The following is a 13,982-nucleotide window of genomic DNA, read 5'->3' on the forward strand; positions in this document are numbered from 1 at the left end:
CGTCACCGCCGTCCCCGGCTTGGGCTGCGACCGGCCCTCACCTGGGCTTGTGTCACGTCTCGGTGCGGTACATCAGGTCGGTCTCGTACGTGGTGAACCCCAGCCGCTCGTACACCGAGACCGCCGCCTTGTTGTCGGCGTCCACATAGAGCATCGCCGTCTGCAGGCCCAGCCCGGCCAGGTGGCGCAGGCCGATCGTGGTCAGGGCCTTGCCGAGGCCGCCGCCCTGCTCGCCCGGCCGGACCCCGAGCACGTACACCTCGCCGAGCCCCTCCTCGGCGTGCACCTTGGTCCAGTGGAAGCCGACCAGCTCCCCGGACCGCTCGGCGAGGAAGAAACCGGCCGGGTCGAACCACGGCTGGCCCTTGCGGTCGTCCAGGTCGCGCTGGGCCAGCGAGCCCTGTTCGGGGTGGTGCGCGAAGGCGGCCGCGTTGACCGCGAGCCAGGCCGTGTCGTCCTTGCCGGGCACGAAGGCGCGCACGCCCACGCCCTGCGGCAGCTGCGGATCGGGCAGCTCCAGGCCCGCCAACGGCCGCCGCATCTGGCGCAGTTCACGGAAGAGGGTCAGCCCCAGCACCTGGGCGAGGTGCCGGGCGGCGGAGTGCCCGCCGTGCGCCCACACCCGCAGCCGCTTGCCCGAGGCGGCCAGCAGCGCCGAGCCCAGCGCCCGTCCGTGCCCGTGCCCGCGGTGCGCCGGGTGGACGACCAGTTCTGCGGCCGGCGCCTCCACCGGGTCGGTGTCCTCCAGCTGGGCGTAGCCGACGAGTTCGTCCCCGACGGTCAGGAGCAGATGCGACACGCCGTCGCGGGTGCCGCCGTGCAGCTGCAGGCGCCCCTGCTCGGACACCGGATGCTGCCCGTCGACCCGGGCGGCCTCGGCGAGCAGTCCGCGCACGGCCTCGGCCTGGCCCGGGCCGAGTTCGGCGTAGGTCTCGATGGAGCGGGAGGGGAAGGGCCGTACGGCGTCGTCGCTGCTCATGCGTACGAGGGTACGGGGCGTGAGGGGCGAAGGGGCGACAGCGCAGCGGGTAAAGGAAAGGGCAAAGGGAAACCAGGATGTAACCATGAACACCCTGTTGCGCTACGCGCGTTGACCCTAGGCTGCGCCGCGAACGGGCCGATGCCACCGTCCACCCGCAGGGGGGTCCCATGTCAGCCACACCGCGGCGCACCGGACGCCGCACGTACGCCGTCCTCGCGACGACCGCCGCTCTCGCCACGGTCGCCGCCCTGGCCGCCGCGCTGCCCGCGCAGGCACAACCCGACCACGGCGACCACGGCCGTTACCAGGACGTCCAGCTCCTCTCCTTCAACGACCTGCACGGCAACCTGGAACCCCCCTCCGGCTCCTCCGGCCGGGTCGGCGAGCTCCAGCCGGACGGCACGACGAAGACGATCGACGCGGGCGGCGTCGAGTACCTCGCCACCCACCTGCGCCAGGCCCGCGAGGGTCACCCGTACTCGGTCACCGCGGCGGGCGGCGACATGGTCGGCGCCTCCCCGCTGCTGTCCGGCCTCTTCCACGACGAGCCCACCGTCGAGGCGCTCAACAAGCTGAAGCTGGACGTCACCTCGGTCGGCAACCACGAGTTCGACGAGGGCGCGAAGGAACTGGGCCGTCTGCAGAACGGCGGCTGCCACCCCACGGACGGCTGCTACGCCGACAAGACGTTCAAGGGCGCGAACTTCCCGTACCTGGCGGCGAACGTCCTGGACGAGAAGACGGGCAGGCCGATCCTGAAGCCGTACTGGGTGTGGAAGAAGAAGGACGTCAGGATCGGCTTCATCGGTGTCACCCTCAAGGGCACCCCGGACATCGTCTCCGCCGACGGCGTCAAGGGCCTGACCTTCAAGGGCGAGGCCGAGACGATCAACAAGTACGCGAAGGTGCTGCAGCGCCAGGGCGTCCGCTCGATCGTGGCCCTGATCCACGAGGGCGGCTTCCCGGCCTCCGGCTCCTACAACTACGACTGCGACTCGGCGGGCGCGGGCAGCGGCATCTCGGGCCCGATCGTGGACATCGCGAAGAACGTGACCCCGGCGGTCGACGCCCTGGTCACCGGACACACCCACCAGGCGTACGTCTGCACGGTCCCGGACCCGTCGGGCAGGCCCCGCATGGTCACCTCGGCGGCCTCCTTCGGCCGGCTCTACACCGACACCACGCTGACCTACGACCGCCGCACCGGCGACATCGTGCGCACGGCCGTGAAGTCCGCGAACCGCGTGGTCACCCGGGACGTCCCGAAGGCCGCCGACATGACGGACCTGATCTCCCGCTGGAACACCCTGGCGGCCCCGATCGGCAACCGGGCCATCGGCCACATCTCAGCCGACGTCGACAACACCGGCACCGAGTCCCCGATGGGCGACCTGATCGCCGACGCCCAGCTCGCCCACGGCCGGGGACTGGACCCGAGGACCAGTCTCGCCCTGATGAACCCGGGCGGCGTGCGCGCGGGTCTCACCTACGCGGCCAAGGGGGCCGAGGGCGACGGTGTCGTCACCTACGCCGAGGGCTTCACGGTCCAGCCCTTCTCGAACACCGTCAACCTCCAGGACTTCACCGGCGCCCAGCTGGTCCAGGTGCTCAAGGAGCAGGTGAGCGGGCCGAACGCGGCGGCCCCGAAGATCCTCCAGCCCTCGGCGGGCCTCACCTACACCCTGGACATGACCAAAGCCGGTGCGGACCGCGTCGTCACCGACTCCATCCGCCTCGACGGCGCCCCCATCGACCCGGCGGCCACCTACCGCGTCGCCACCAACAGCTTCCTGGCGGGCGGCGGCGACGGCTTCCCGACCCTGGGGCAGGGCACGAACGACCTGGTGGGCGGCGACGACCTGGGTGCCCTGGAGAAGTACCTGACGGCACACTCCTCGGCCACCTCGCCGATGACGCCTCCGGCGGCGGACCGGATCAGGATCGTGCAGTAGCAGCTGCACGGTGGACGCCGTGCGGCAGCTCCCGCGTGATCACCGCTGCTGTTCCGGAACGCCCCCGGGAATCGATCTCGGGGTCGTTCCGGAGTCCCTGCGTCAGGTGTCCTTGCGCCGGTCGAACCAGATCGTGGCCGCCGTCGGTGCGAGGCCCGCCCAGAAGACGATCTGGGGCACCGTCCGGTCCGTCCACGGGACCTGGGTGAGCAGCAGGGCGCAGAGCATGGCCCAGGCGGCCTGGCCCAGGACGATGCGGGGCCAGCGGCGGCGGCGGATCACGGAGCGCAGGTTGTACTGGACGCCGGTGCGCAGGCGGCGGTATCGCAGCAGGGCGCCCACGGTCCACAGAGCGGCCATGGGGACGAGATCCCACAGCCGTTGGCCCAAGGGGAGCGGCAGGGCACGCGGGGTCTCCCCCTCGGTGGTGAAGAGGTCGAGCCCGGCGCCGGCGAAGGCCACGCACAGCACGGCGATCCAGCGCACTCCGCGCAGCAGCCGGTAGGAGGCGTCGTCCAGACCCTGCCGCATGGGCGCCGAGTCCGGGGCGGAGGCGAGGGCGTCGGCGTAGAGCGTGGCGGCCTCGGTGGCCTTGACGCCCGGGGCTGTGGCGGCCTTCTTGGTCTGCCGGGCGAGCGCCTGCTGGTGGTTCGGGTCGAGGCGGAGGATGGCCTGGTCCATCATGTCGGCGACGGTCCGGTTGCCGCCCATGTCGGCGATCAGCCACGCCACCTCGTAGCCGAACACCTCCTCGGGCGCCAGGCGGATGGCCTGCTGGGCCAGTTCGGCCGACTCCTGGAGGAAGCGGTCCATGGCCTCCCGGGTGACCTCCCCGCCGTTGGCCTGCCCGAACGTGATGGCCCGGATGCGGAACAGCCAGTTGGCGAGCAGCGCGTACCCGTACCAGTACTCGGGCGCGAGACGGATGACCTCGCGCAGGACGCCCTCGGTCTCCGGGAAGCGGCCGCCGACGGCCTGCAGGGCACGCGCGTGCTGGATGAGCGCGCCGACGTGCTCGGGGTCGAGCGCGAGCGCCCGCTCGGTCGCCTCCAGCGCCCCGTCCGGCTCCTTGTTCTCCCCGCCCAGATGGCACTGGGCGAGCCTGACCCAGGCCCAGATGTCCTCCGGGTCCTCGGCGAGCCGCTGTCCGAGCAGTGGCTCGGCGTCGTCGTAGCGCCCAAGTCCGATCAGCGCTTCGGCCCGCTCCACGGCGGGGTGCACGGCGGTCACAGTTTGCGCCTCTTCTTCAGATGAGCGATCAGGTCGTCGTACATGCCGCCCTCGTTGGCGAACATCGCCACGTTCCGGGCGGAGGCGAACCACGGGTCGGTCGACGGGCTGATCTCCTTGGCCGCACCGAGCAGATCCTTCATGCCGATCATGCGGACGGTGCCGGTGCGGGCCGAGTCGAGCAGCGCGCGCTCGGCGGCGGCCTCGCACAGATGGGCCAGGTCGGCGCCGGAGAGGCCGTCGGTGGCCTTGGCCAGCCTGGCCAGGTCGACGTTCTCGACGGGGCGCTCGCGCAGGTGGTATCGGAGGATCGCCTCACGGGCCGGGGCGTCCGGCGGCAGCACGAGCAGGGTGCGGTCGAGCCGGCCGGGGCGGCGCAGCGCATTGTCCACGTCCCAGGGGACGTTGGTGGCGGCGAGCACGAACACGCCCTCGTTGGCGGCCGAGTCGACGCCGTCCAGCTCGGTGAGCAGCTGGTTGACGGTGTTGCGCATCCCGCCGTGCGCGTTGCGGCTGCGCTTGCCGCCGAGCGCGTCCAGCTCGTCCAGGAAGACCACGCACGGGGCCTGCCGGCGGGCGGTCTGGAAGATCTCGTGCATGTTGCGCTCGGAGTTGCCCAGCCACATGTCGAGCACGTCGTTGACCGACACGGACAGGAACGCCGCGCCGAGTTCACCGGCGACGGCCCGCGCGATGAACGTCTTGCCGCAGCCGGGCGGCCCGTACAGCAGCAGACCGCCGCGCAGGCTCTTGCCGTAGAGCCTGCGCAGTTCGGGGTTGCGCAGCGGCGCGAGGAAGGCGGCCTCCAGACGGTCCTTCACCTCCTGCATCCCGCCGACGTCGGCGAGCCGCACACCGCCGGGCCGCTCCACGTCCCAGGCCTCGGCGTTCCCGGGGTCGTCCGCGCCGTCGGCCCGGGCCGGCGTCTCGACGAAGCGCGGCGGTAGGACGTCCTGGACCTGCTGCTCGGCGGCCCGCCAGTCGAACCTGCCGCGCGGCGCGGGTGGTTGCTGGGCAGGCGGTTGCTGTGCGGGTGGCTGTTCGGCGGGCGGGGCCGGCTGCTGAGGGACCCCCACGGCACGGGCCATGAGCTGCCGCGCCTGCGCGTCCCCCGGCGCGTGCTGCAGCGCGACGGCCAGCTCGGCGACGGCGGCATCGGCCCGGCCGTCGTGGAGCAGCAGCTCCGCGAGGTGCAGGCGCAGCGGCACATCGGCGGGCGCGGCGGCAACCGCCGTACGCAGACTGTGGATCAGCGGGGAGTCTTCGGGCATGGGCCATACCCTACGGACCCGCGTGGGAGCGGAAAGCGGGCGCCCGCCCGGTCTGCCGGACGGGTCCGTCGTACGCCCTCGGGGCCGCCGCTACACCGTGTCCGGCGGCGGGGTCGGCGCCCCCGGCAGCCGTACGGTCGCCACGGTGCCGCCGCCCTCCGCGCGGTTCAGGGTGACCTCGCCGCCCGCCTGCTGGACCGTACGCGCGACGATGGACAGGCCGAGTCCCGAGCCGGGCAGGGCGCGGGCGCTGGGGGAGCGCCAGAAGCGGTCGAAGACGTGCGGGAGTTCGTCGGCGGGGATGCCGGGTCCGTGGTCGCGCACCGTCAGCTCGCCCTCGCTCAGCTGCACCTCGATGGTGCTGCCCTCGGGGCTGAACTTCACCGCGTTGTCGAGGATGTTGACGACCGAGCGCTCCAGTGCGGAGGGCTCCGCCCGGACGTACCAGGGCTTCAGGTCCGCCGTGATCACCAGCTCGGGGCCGCGCAGCCGGGCCCGGCGCAGGGCGGCCTCCACGGTGTCCTGGAAGGGGACGACCTCGACGCGTTCGCCGCGCTGGCCCTCCGAGCGGGACAGCTCCTGCAGGTCGCCGATCAGTGAGGCCAGCTCCGTCATCTGTGCCGTCACGGAGGCGAGGAGCGCCTTGCGGTCCTCGGGCGGGAGCGGGCGGCCCGTCTCCTCGCTGCGGGTGAGGAGTTCGATGTTGGTACGCAGGGAGGTGAGGGGGGTGCGCAGTTCGTGGCCGGCGTCCGCGATCAGCTGCTGCTGGAGGTCGCGGGAGCTGGCCAGGGCGGTGGTCATCGAGTTGAAGGAGCGCGAGAGCCGGGCGACCTCGTCCTCGCTGTCGTCCTCCACGGGGATGCGGACGGCCAGGTCCTCCGTGCGGGCCACGTGCTCCACGGCCTCGGTGAGTTTGTCGACCGGGCGCAGACCGGCCCGGGCCACGGCGAGACCGGCCGCGCCTGCTCCTATGACGCCGATGCCGGAGACGAGGAGGAGGACGAGGGCCAGGTCGCTGAGCGTCTTCTCGGTGCCCCGGAGCGGGACGGCGGCGACGAAGGCCGCGTGGCTGCTGGCGTTGGTGAGCGGATCGGTCATGGTCAGGGGCACGGTCAGCACCCGCACCGGGTTGCCGTCCGCGTCCGTGCCGTTGCGGAAGACCTCGTAGATGACAGGCCCGGTCCCGGAGCTCTTGATCACGTTCAGGTCGCTCTGGGCGACCTTGACGCGGCCCAACGAGGTGCCGAAGAGACAGACCTTGCCGTCCGGCCTGACCACCTGGGAGTAGGTGTTCTGCCAGCCGCCCGGGTGCTCCGGGGTCTGCCTGCAGTCGGTGAGGGCGTCGACGACCTGGGCCGTGAGCTGTCGCTGCGGCATGGCCACCGCCTTTTCCAGGTCGGTGTTGAGCTGGTCGTACAGCTTCCGCTGCACGATGAACCAGCAGGTCACCGAGACCGCCGCCACCGCGAACGCCACCGCCGCCGCGACCAGCATCGCCAGTCGCGTCCGGATCGGCAGGGCCCGGTACCGGCGCAGCAGCTTCTTCACTCCGCGCCGCCCTGTCGCAGCACGTACCCCACGCCCCGGACCGTGTGGACGAGCCTAGGCTCGCCGCCGGCCTCCGTCTTGCGGCGCAGGTACATGACATAGACGTCCAGTGAGTTGGACGAGGGCTCGAAGTCGAAGCCCCATACGGCCTTCAGGATCTGCTCGCGGGTGAGCACCTGGCGGGGATGGGCCATGAACATCTCCAGGAGCGTGAACTCCGTGCGGGTCAGCTCCACCTGCCGGCCACCGCGCGTGACCTCCCGTGTCGCAAGGTCCATGCGCAGGTCCCCGAAGGTGAGGGCCTCGTCCTCCTGGGCCTCGGCGGAGACGGCCGCCGCATAGGAGCTGCGGCGCAGGAGTGCACGGATACGGGCGAAGAGTTCGTCCAGCTCGAACGGCTTGACCAGATAGTCGTCGGCCCCCGCGTCCAGTCCCGTCACCCGGTCGCCGACCGTGTCGCGGGCCGTGAGCATGAGGATCGGGGTGGTGTCCCCGGTGCCCCGGATGCGCCGCGCCGCCGTCAGGCCGTCCATGCGGGGCATCTGGATGTCCAGGACGACCAGATCGGGCCGGTAGGCCGTGGCCTTCTCCAGCGCGTCCGCGCCGTCGACCGCGACCTCGGTGTCGTACCCCTCGAAGGCGAGGCTGCGCTCGAGTGCCTCGCGCACGGCGGGCTCGTCGTCGACGATCAGGATGCGCAGGGGGTCACGGTCGCCATCGGCGGGGCTCATCGCTCGCGATTCCTCGGGGTGCGGTGGTCGTGTGGGCGGAATGTCTCTCAGCGTCGCACGTCTGCGGGCCGGCGGGCATGCAGGCCGGGCCATGCCGGGCCGGCAGGCCGGGCTAGGCCTGGAGCGCGGCCAGACCGTGGACCGTGTTCAGGCGGCGCAGTGGTACCTTGCGGCGGTGCCGGCGGTCGGCGGAGGTGCGCAGGCCCATCATTTCGGGGACGCGCGGGGCCTCCGCGGGGCGGGGCGCCGGGGCCGGCCGGGACGCCGCCGTCGACGCGTGCAGTTCGTACGCGACCGAGAGGGCCGTCGTGAGGGCGGCCGGACCGGTGCCGGCGGCCTGGTGGGAAACCTGCTTGATCATGACGTACTCCCAGAGGTGCGGGGGATCGATCAGCTGGTGGAGCCCGCCCGCAACTTCGCCAGGTCGGACTTGACGGTGTTGATGGGGATCGCGAATCCGAGGCCGACGCTGCCCGCGTCCGAGGACGAGGAGGCCTGCGAACTCGATGAGTACATCGCCGAGTTGATGCCGATGATGCGGCCGCTCGCGTCGATCAGCGCGCCGCCGGAGTTGCCCGGGTTGAGCGAGGCGTCGGTCTGGATGGCCTTGTACGTGGTCGTGGACGAGCCGGTGTCGCCGTTGAACTGACGGCCGCCGAACTGGAACGGCCACTGTCCGTCGCCGCCCTGGTCCTGGCTCTGGCCCTCGTCCGTGGAGACCGTCACGTCACGGTTGAGCGCGGAGACGATGCCGCTGGTCACGGTGCCGGTCAGACCCTCCGGGGAGCCGATCGCGACGACCGTGTCACCGACCTGGACGCCGCTGGAGCTGCCGAGCGCGGCGGGCTTGAGGCCGGAGGCGCCCTTCAGCCTGATCAGCGCGAGGTCCTTGGAGCTGTCGGTGCCGACGACCTCGGCCGGGTAGCTCTTGCCGTCGCTGGTGCGCACCTTGATCGAGTCGGCGCCGGAGATGACGTGGTTGTTGGTGACGATCTCGCCCTTGCCGGTGATGATCACGCCGGAGCCGGTGGAGGTGCCGTTGGAGAGGGTCGCCTGGATCTCGACGACGCTCGGGCTGACCGCGGAGGCGATCGCGGCGACGTCGCCCCTCTTGCTGGAGGGGACCACGGGGGTGGTGGTGCCGGCCGAGGCGCCCGTGTCGTTCCCGGTCAGCTCACGGAAGGCGTAGGCCGTGCCGCCGCCGACGGCGGCCGCGACGACCGCCACCGCCGCGAGCAGACCGACCGGGCCGCGGGCGCGCTTCCGGTTCGGTGCGGGAGCGGGCGCGGGAGCGGGCATGGGCGCGGGCATGGGAGCGGTGGCCGTCGCCGGGTCCGGGGCCGCGGCCGGCTGGTACGCCGGCGGGGGCGGCCACTGCGGGTTCACGGGAGCGGAGTAGTGCTGCTGCTGCGCGTAAGGACCCTGGGGGTGCTCGTACTCGTACTCGCCGCTGCGGCGGATGCTCTCGGTCATGACAAACAGCCTTCCCTGCCACCATGAGAGCTTCCTGAGTGCTCCCTGAGAAGCCCGGCAGAACCTCGTTTGCCCGATATAAGGACGCTCCTCGCCGCACGGGACGGGCTCTCACCCGCCCTTCATGAAGGGCTCGGCCGGAGCGTGGACGACGAACCCGGCCGGAGCGCGTCGGACTCGGACCCGGCCGGAGCGCGAAGGGCTCAGCCGCAGCCGCAGCTGGTCCGCACGACGAGCCGGGACGGGAACGTCTTCAGCCGCTCGCGCCGCGAGCCCGCCACCCTGAGCCCGTCGTCCAGGACGAGATCCACCGCCGCCCGCGCCATCGCCGAGCGGTCCGAGGCGACCGTCGTCAGCGGTGGGTCGGCGAGCGCCGCCTCCTTGATGTCGTCGAAGCCGGCCACCGCCAGCTCGCCGGGCACGTCGATGCGCAGCTCGCGCGCGGCCCGCAGCAGACCGATCGCCTGGTCGTCGGTGGAGCAGAAGAACGCGGGCGGCCGGTCGGGACCGGCGAGCACCTCCAGGGCGACCCGGTAGGCGTCGTAGCGGTTGTACGGCGCCTCGAACAGGCGGCCCTCGGTGGAGACGCCCGCCTCGGCCATGGCCCGCCGCCAGCCCTCGACGTGGTCGGAGACCGGGTCACCGACGGCCGGCGTCTCCGCCGTACCGCCCATACAGGCGACGTACTCGTAGCCGTGCTCCAGCAGGTGGCGTACGGCGAGTTGGGCGCCGCCCAGGTCGTCGGTGACGACGGCGACGTCGTCGATGGCCTCCGGGCGCTCGTGCAGCAGCACCACCCGGGCGTCCCAGGCGTCGATCTCGGCCGCCGCGAGGTCGTTCAGGGCGTGGGAGACGAGGATCATGCCGGCCACCCGCATGCCGAGGAACGCGCGCAGATAGTGAACCTCGCGTTCGCCGATGTAATCGGTGTTGCCGACGAGCACCATCTTCCCGCGCTCGGAGGCGGCCTGCTCGACCGCGTGCGCCATCTCGCCGAAGAAGGGCTGGCGGGCGTCCGGGATGATCAGGCCTATCAGGTCGGTGCGGCGCGAGGCCATCGCCTGGGCGACCCGGTCGGGCCGGTACCCCAGCTCCTTGATCGCCGCGAGGACACGCTCGCGCGTGGCCGGGGCGACCGGCCGGGGTCCGTTGTTGATGACATAACTGACGACGGCTGTGGAGGTTCCAGCCAGCCGTGCCACGTCATCGCGAGTCACCTTGGCCACGCGCGGAGTCTACGCGGATGGACCCGCTCTGGGCAGGGCTTATCGCATGTCGACTGTGCGGAAGCAATGCCCCGCCGGAGCGGTGTCCATGCCTCCGCTAGGCGTCCGCGTGGAGCTCGGAGCCGTCCAGGACGGCCGATGTGCCCGTATCTTCCACCTTTGACTGCCCTGCCTTGGCCTTGGCCTCGTCGCCGGACCGGTCACCCTTCTCGGGCGTCACAAATCGATAACCGACGTTCCGGACGGTTCCGATCAGCGACTCGTGCTCGGGGCCGAGCTTGGCGCGCAGCCGCCGTACGTGCACGTCCACGGTCCGGGTGCCGCCGAAGTAGTCGTAGCCCCAGACCTCCTGCAGCAGCTGGGCGCGGGTGAAGACGCGGCCCGGGTGCTGGGCGAGGTATTTGAGGAGCTCGAACTCCTTGAAGGTGAGATCGAGGACGCGGCCCTTGAGCTTGGCGGAGTAGGTCGCCTCGTCCACGGACAGGTCGCCGTTGCGGATCTCCATCGGGGAGTCGTCGTTGACGATCTGCTGCCGGCCCATGGCCAGCCGCAGCCGGGCCTCGACCTCGGCCGGGCCGGCGGTGTCGAGCAGAACGTCGTCGATGCCCCAGTCGGCGGTGACGGCTGCCAGCCCGCCCTCGGTGACGACGAGCACGAGCGGACAGCCGGGGCCGGTGGAGCGCAGCAGCTGGCACAGGCTGCGCACCTGGGGCAGATCACGGCGCCCGTCGATGAGGATGACATCGGCGCCCGGGGTGTCGACGAGGGCGGGGCCCTCGGCCGGAGCCACCCGCACGTTGTGGAGCAGCAGGCCGAGCGCGGGAAGCACCTCCGTCGACGGCTGGAGGGCGTTGGTCAGGAGCAGCAGAGAACTCATACGTCTGGTTCCTCCTCGGTCCCTGCGAGGACTGTGCGGACGGGCACTGCTCTGCGATCCCGAAAGCCCGTACACCGGCGGTTTCCCGCTTCGTATACAACGCGTCCGAAAGCACAAAAGGACCCGGGGGCTTCGCTGCCCGAGTCCTCTGCCCAGCAGAATAGCCCACATGAGCAACCGCCCGGCAGGTCAAGCGGCATGTTCCACCGATCGTCCGTATGCCGAGACAGGCAGAAGGGCGCCTATCCGGACGTTCCTGCGCACCGTCGACGGGATCCCGGTCGATTCCGTATACAACCCGGGCACGGCCGTATACGAATCCGCACCGAACACCTCCCGTCCACTCCCGGGCAACCTCGTGTTCGTGGTCGCCCACGGCTTCACGGGGGACGTGGACCGGCCGCATGTACGAAGGGTGGCGGACGTACTGGCCCGTTACGGCGCCGTCGTCACCTTCTCCTTCCGCGGGCACGGCGCCTCCGGCGGCCGCTCCACGGTCGGTGACCGGGAGGTGCTGGACCTGTCCGCCGCGGTGGAGTGGGCCCGCGGCTTCGGGCACGCGCGCGTGGTGACCGTCGGCTTCTCCATGGGCGGCTCGGTGGTGCTCCGGCACGCGGCCCTGCACCCGGGCACGGTCGACGCAGTGGTCTCGGTCAGTGCCCCCGCGCGCTGGTACTACCGGGGCACGGCCCCCATGCGCCGCCTGCACTGGCTGATCACCCGCCCCGAGGGCCGCCTGGTCGGCCGCTACGGCCTGCGCACCCGCATCCACCACCGGGACTGGGACCCCGTGCCCCTCTCCCCGGTGGAAGCGGTCCCGAGGATCGCGCCGACGCCACTGCTGATCGTGCACGGCGACCGGGACGGCTACTTTCCCCTCGACCACCCCCGGATGCTCGCCGAGGCGGCCGGCGGCCACGGCGAACTCTGGCTGGAACCCGGCATGGGCCACGCCGAGAACGCGGCGGACGACGGGCTGCTGGCCCGGATCGGGGACTGGGCGGTCGCACGGGCGGGCTAGCCTGGCCCCGACCATTTTTTGTTCTTTCCTGCCGTCGATTGAGGAACCAGATGCCCAAGGTCACGGTCCGCTACTGGGCCGCTGCCAAGGCCGCGGCCCAGGTCGCCGAGGAGCCGTACGACGCGGCCACGCTCGCCGACGCCCTCGCCGCCGTGCGTGCGCGACACCCCGGTGAACTCACGCGCGTCCTGCAGCGATGCTCCTTCCTCGTCGACGGTGACCCCGTCGGGACCCGCGCGCATGAGACGGTACGGCTGGCCGAGGGCGGCACGGTCGAGGTGCTCCCGCCGTTCGCAGGAGGGTGAGGTGCAATGAGCGACCAGCCGTATCAGGGCGGCCCGTACGAGGGCTACGACCCCTACCAGCAGCAGCACCAGCACCAGCAGCATGAGGCGCAGCAGCAGCAGGCGCAGCAGCACCAGCAGCAGGCGCAGCAGCAACATCAGGCGCAGCAGGCCTGGTCCGCGTACGACCAGTACCCGGGGCAGGCCGGACAGTACGAGCAGCCCGGGTACGACCCGCAGCACACCCAGCAGTGGCAGGGCCAGACCTGGGAGACGCAGACGCACGCGACGATGCCTCCGGAGGGCACGGGGTATCCGCCGCCCCAGGACGCGTACCAGCAGCAGGCCTACCAGCAGCACGCCTACGGAGCCTTCCCGGCCTCCGCACCCGAGGCCGCGCCCGCAGCGCAGTCGCCCGAGGCCGCGCCCGCGCCCGCGCCGCAGTCGTACGGAGCCTTCCCGGCCTCCGCACCGGAAGCCGGACCCGTGTCCGCACCTGCACCTGCACCCGCACCGCAGCCGTACGAGTCGCCGGCCCAGGAGCCGGCCCTCGAACCGGAGCCCGACGGCGCGACGGGGACCGGCTACGGCCCCGCCACCCTCTCCGGCAACGCCCGTATCACCGACGCCCAGCGGGCCCGGGCCGAGGGCCGTTCGCCGGTCATCCCGCCCGGCATGCAGCCGGCGCTGCTCACCGCGGTGCTGGGCGTGCTGCTCGCCGTCTCGGCGCCCATCGCCCCGTGGGCCCTCGTCGTTCCCCTGGTGCTGCTCCAGGCCGTCACGGCGGCGGGCTGGTTCCGGCTGAACGGCATGTGGCCCGCCCGGCAGGGCATCGCGCTGGCCTTCGCGGGCGGAGTCGCCGCGGACGTGGCGGTCCTGGTCGCGGGCCGCGAGCATGCGCCGGCCGCGATCCTCGGCCCGCTCGGCATCTGGGTCCTGCTGTCGCTGGTGCTCCAGCTGCGCTCGCACGCCTCGCCCGACGAGCGGATGTACGGCCTGATGGCGACGGTCGTCTCCGCGGCCCTCACGGTTCTCGCCACGGGATACCTCGGCGCCGAGCCGCACGCGGTGTCGGTGGGCGCGGCCGCGGTCGCGGTGGCCGTCCTGGCACGCGCCCTGCCCCTGCCGGCCCCGGCCTCGGTCGTGGTCTCCCTGCTCGCGGCGGCGGGCGCCGGGATCGCGGTGGGCGGCACGAAGGGCGCCGCCCTGGGGGCGGCGGCAGCGGCCTGTGCGCTGATCGGCCACCGGGTCGCCAGCTACGACTACCCGTCCCGCTTCGTCCACTTCACGGCGGGCGTGGCGCTGCCCCTCTCGGCAGCGGCCCCGGTGGTCTGGACCCTGGGCCGCGCCCTCGGCTAGCCGCCGCAGGGGTGCGTCACCATGGCCG

The 13,982-nt window shown here is 72.2% G+C and carries 13 protein-coding genes; 4 read left to right on the forward strand and 9 right to left on the reverse strand.

Going from position 1 to position 13,982, the window contains the following annotated elements; translation table 11 throughout:
* Window positions 1–52: 52 nt before the first annotated feature.
* Entirely contained in the window at window positions 53–979 is a 927-nt protein-coding gene (gene mshD / locus AB0H32_RS05145) for a mycothiol synthase (protein WP_361114437.1), read from the reverse strand.
* Between the two features lie 170 nt (window positions 980–1,149).
* Here mshD and AB0H32_RS05150 point away from each other — a divergent pair, with 170 nt between their 5' ends.
* Entirely contained in the window at window positions 1,150–2,934 is a 1,785-nt protein-coding gene (locus AB0H32_RS05150; protein ID WP_361114440.1) for a bifunctional metallophosphatase/5'-nucleotidase, read from the forward strand.
* Window positions 2,935–3,036: 102 nt separating this feature from the next.
* On the opposite strand, the gene AB0H32_RS05155 is transcribed toward AB0H32_RS05150, so the two are convergent.
* The 8 genes from AB0H32_RS05155 to AB0H32_RS05190 all read right to left on the reverse strand — a co-directional run bounded on the left by AB0H32_RS05155 (window position 3,037) and on the right by AB0H32_RS05190 (window position 11,290).
* Window positions 3,037–4,164 carry a tetratricopeptide repeat protein gene (locus AB0H32_RS05155; protein WP_361114443.1) on the reverse strand — a complete coding sequence of 376 codons (1,128 nt, stop codon included), beginning with the start codon at window positions 4,162–4,164 and terminating at the stop codon, window positions 3,037–3,039.
* Window positions 4,161–5,435: an ATP-binding protein gene (locus AB0H32_RS05160; protein WP_361114446.1), complete on the reverse strand. Its 1,275-nt coding sequence runs from the start codon at window positions 5,433–5,435 to the stop codon at window positions 4,161–4,163. The genes AB0H32_RS05155 and AB0H32_RS05160 overlap by 4 nt, the downstream gene beginning before the upstream one ends.
* Before the next feature lie 90 nt (window positions 5,436–5,525).
* Window positions 5,526–6,983, reverse strand: coding sequence for a HAMP domain-containing sensor histidine kinase (locus tag AB0H32_RS05165; RefSeq protein ID WP_361114449.1), 1,458 nt, complete (start codon window positions 6,981–6,983; stop codon window positions 5,526–5,528).
* Window positions 6,980–7,714, reverse strand: coding sequence for a response regulator transcription factor (locus AB0H32_RS05170; protein WP_361114452.1), 735 nt, complete (start codon window positions 7,712–7,714; stop codon window positions 6,980–6,982). Before AB0H32_RS05170 ends, AB0H32_RS05165 begins: the two co-directional genes overlap by 4 nt.
* Window positions 7,715–7,826: 112 nt before the next feature.
* Window positions 7,827–8,075 carry a hypothetical protein gene (locus AB0H32_RS05175; protein WP_361114455.1) on the reverse strand — a complete coding sequence of 83 codons (249 nt, stop codon included), beginning with the start codon at window positions 8,073–8,075 and terminating at the stop codon, window positions 7,827–7,829.
* Window positions 8,076–8,104: 29 nt separating this feature from the next.
* Window positions 8,105–9,187 (reverse strand): trypsin-like peptidase domain-containing protein, encoded by a 1,083-nt coding sequence (locus AB0H32_RS05180; protein ID WP_361114458.1) that lies wholly within the window; start codon window positions 9,185–9,187, stop codon window positions 8,105–8,107.
* A gap of 203 nt (window positions 9,188–9,390) precedes the next feature.
* Window positions 9,391–10,413 (reverse strand): LacI family DNA-binding transcriptional regulator, encoded by a 1,023-nt coding sequence (locus AB0H32_RS05185; RefSeq protein WP_361114461.1) that lies wholly within the window; start codon window positions 10,411–10,413, stop codon window positions 9,391–9,393.
* Between the two features lie 97 nt (window positions 10,414–10,510).
* Complete coding sequence (locus AB0H32_RS05190) at window positions 10,511–11,290, reverse strand: response regulator transcription factor (protein WP_361114464.1); 780 nt, start codon at window positions 11,288–11,290, stop codon at window positions 10,511–10,513.
* 169 nt (window positions 11,291–11,459) lie between these two features.
* Here AB0H32_RS05190 and AB0H32_RS05195 point away from each other — a divergent pair, with 169 nt between their 5' ends.
* The 3 genes from AB0H32_RS05195 to AB0H32_RS05205 are packed head-to-tail and all read left to right on the forward strand — an operon-like array spanning window position 11,460 to window position 13,954.
* Window positions 11,460–12,311 carry an alpha/beta fold hydrolase gene (locus tag AB0H32_RS05195; RefSeq protein WP_361114467.1) on the forward strand — a complete coding sequence of 284 codons (852 nt, stop codon included), beginning with the start codon at window positions 11,460–11,462 and terminating at the stop codon, window positions 12,309–12,311.
* Between the two features lie 50 nt (window positions 12,312–12,361).
* Complete coding sequence (locus AB0H32_RS05200; RefSeq protein ID WP_067316158.1) at window positions 12,362–12,616, forward strand: MoaD/ThiS family protein; 255 nt, start codon at window positions 12,362–12,364, stop codon at window positions 12,614–12,616.
* Between the two features lie 6 nt (window positions 12,617–12,622).
* Window positions 12,623–13,954 carry a hypothetical protein gene (locus tag AB0H32_RS05205; protein WP_361114472.1) on the forward strand — a complete coding sequence of 444 codons (1,332 nt, stop codon included), beginning with the start codon at window positions 12,623–12,625 and terminating at the stop codon, window positions 13,952–13,954.
* The last annotated feature ends 28 nt before the right edge of the window (window positions 13,955–13,982 follow it).

The sequence above is a fragment of the Streptomyces sp. NPDC020362 genome (assembly GCF_040642095.1).
GTDB lineage: Bacteria > Actinomycetota > Actinomycetes > Streptomycetales > Streptomycetaceae > Streptomyces.

Bases quoted from the DNA above. Each gene is read 5' to 3' on its own strand.
- AB0H32_RS05195 (WP_361114467.1), top strand. From the start codon at position 11,460: ATGAGCAACCGCCCGGCAGGTCAAGCGGCATGTTCCACCGATCGTCCG.
- AB0H32_RS05150 (WP_361114440.1), top strand. From the start codon at position 1,150: ATGTCAGCCACACCGCGGCGCACCGGACGCCGCACGTACGCCGTCCTC.
- mshD (WP_361114437.1), bottom strand. From the start codon at position 979: ATGAGCAGCGACGACGCCGTACGGCCCTTCCCCTCCCGCTCCATCGAG.
- AB0H32_RS05160 (WP_361114446.1), bottom strand. From the start codon at position 5,435: ATGCCCGAAGACTCCCCGCTGATCCACAGTCTGCGTACGGCGGTTGCC.
- AB0H32_RS05175 (WP_361114455.1), bottom strand. From the start codon at position 8,075: ATGATCAAGCAGGTTTCCCACCAGGCCGCCGGCACCGGTCCGGCCGCC.
- AB0H32_RS05170 (WP_361114452.1), bottom strand. From the start codon at position 7,714: ATGAGCCCCGCCGATGGCGACCGTGACCCCCTGCGCATCCTGATCGTC.
- AB0H32_RS05190 (WP_361114464.1), bottom strand. From the start codon at position 11,290: ATGAGTTCTCTGCTGCTCCTGACCAACGCCCTCCAGCCGTCGACGGAG.
- AB0H32_RS05180 (WP_361114458.1), bottom strand. From the start codon at position 9,187: ATGACCGAGAGCATCCGCCGCAGCGGCGAGTACGAGTACGAGCACCCC.
- AB0H32_RS05200 (WP_067316158.1), top strand. From the start codon at position 12,362: ATGCCCAAGGTCACGGTCCGCTACTGGGCCGCTGCCAAGGCCGCGGCC.
- AB0H32_RS05205 (WP_361114472.1), top strand. From the start codon at position 12,623: ATGAGCGACCAGCCGTATCAGGGCGGCCCGTACGAGGGCTACGACCCC.